Raw genomic sequence first — 1,370 nt, 5'->3', positions numbered from 1 at the left:
CAAGAAGGTGTGTTACTGGATAATGTGCAATTAGTGAACCAAGGACGTTTCTGCGAGGCGGAGATTTTGGACTTGCTCACGTCCGGATCTCACCCCGCCCGCAATCCTATCCAGAATATCGCCGATCTAAAAGCTCAAATTGCCGCCAATGAGCGAGGCAGCCACGAACTGCAGCGCATGGTCGATCACTATGGCTTGTCGGTTGTACAGTCCTATATGCAGCATATTCAGGATAATGCCACTGCTTCGGTGCAACAGGTCATTGAACGGTTAAGCGACGGTCAATTTACCTATGAGCTAGATGATGGTAGTCAGATCAAGGTGGCGATCGCCCTCAACCATCACGATCGCACTGCCCATATTGACTTCACCGGCACCTCTCCCCAACAGTCCACCAATCTAAATGCGCCCCTAGCGATCGCTAAAGCTGTGGTGCTGTATGTCTTTCGCAGCTTAGTGGATGATCAGATCCCCCTCAACGCCGGATGCCTGAAACCTCTGCACATGACCATCCCCGAAGGCTGCTTGCTCAACCCTCACTACCCAGCGGCAGTAGTTGCTGGTAATGTGGAAACCTCTCAAGCGATCGCTAATGCTCTCTATGGAGCGCTAGGCATCATGGCAGCTGCTCAAGGAACCATGAATAACTTTACCTTTGGTGATGCTCAGCATCAATACTACGAAACTATCTGTGGTGGTTCAGGTGCAGGGAAAGATTTTAACGGAACCGATGCCGTTCAAACTCATATGACCAACTCACGCTTAACGGATCCAGAGGTTCTAGAATGGCGATTTCCGGTGTTGCTCAATGAGTTTTCCATTCGCGCCCACAGTGGCGGTCTGGGGCGTCACACTGGCGGCAATGGGGTCGTGCGTTGCATCCAGTTCCGTCAACCGATGACCGCAGCTATTTTATCAGGGCATCGTCGTATTCCACCTTTTGGTCTGCATGGAGGAGAGCCAGGGCAACTGGGACACAACTGGATTGAACGTTGTGATGGTGCCATTGAACATCTGCCTGGCAATGCTGAAGTGGCTATGAATGCAGGGGACACCTTCGTCATTGAAACACCGGGAGGAGGGGGGCATGGCTAAAACGTAGCTCGTTCACGGTTGGTTAGCGTCACGTCCGTCACCTCTCCGGGGCGGACGTCAACGGAGGTATAGTAACCATCGCCAGAAAAAGAATTAAGATAAAGATCAGTATCATACTGAGCCATCAAGGTATAGCTACCTACAGGTAGCTCCACCCAAAATTCACCACGGGCATCACTCGTCACCTGGCAAAGTAGTTGCCCATGGTGCTCAGCCTCCTGCACTGCCCAGCGAGGACTATCGCCGGAGATCTGTCCTGAAAAGATCCAAACCGT

General features: G+C 51.9%; 2 protein-coding genes. One reads left to right on the top strand and one right to left on the bottom strand.

Annotated elements, in window-relative coordinates; translation table 11 throughout:
- On the top strand, positions 1-1,095 hold a 1,095-nt coding region (locus V6D20_15990; GenBank protein HEY9817281.1), incomplete at its 5' end, for a hydantoinase B/oxoprolinase family protein.
- On the opposite strand, the gene V6D20_15985 is transcribed toward V6D20_15990, so the two are convergent.
- Positions 1,092-1,370, bottom strand: a 279-nt coding sequence (locus tag V6D20_15985; GenBank protein ID HEY9817280.1) for a carboxypeptidase-like regulatory domain-containing protein, incomplete at its 5' end; no start/stop codon positions are given. The genes V6D20_15990 and V6D20_15985 overlap by 4 nt on opposite strands.

Source organism: Candidatus Obscuribacterales bacterium (assembly GCA_036703605.1).
In the GTDB taxonomy this organism is placed as follows: domain Bacteria; phylum Cyanobacteriota; class Cyanobacteriia; order RECH01; family RECH01; genus RECH01.
The sequence above is the reverse complement of the archived record's forward strand: the minus strand, read 5'-3'. Positions and strand labels throughout refer to the sequence as shown.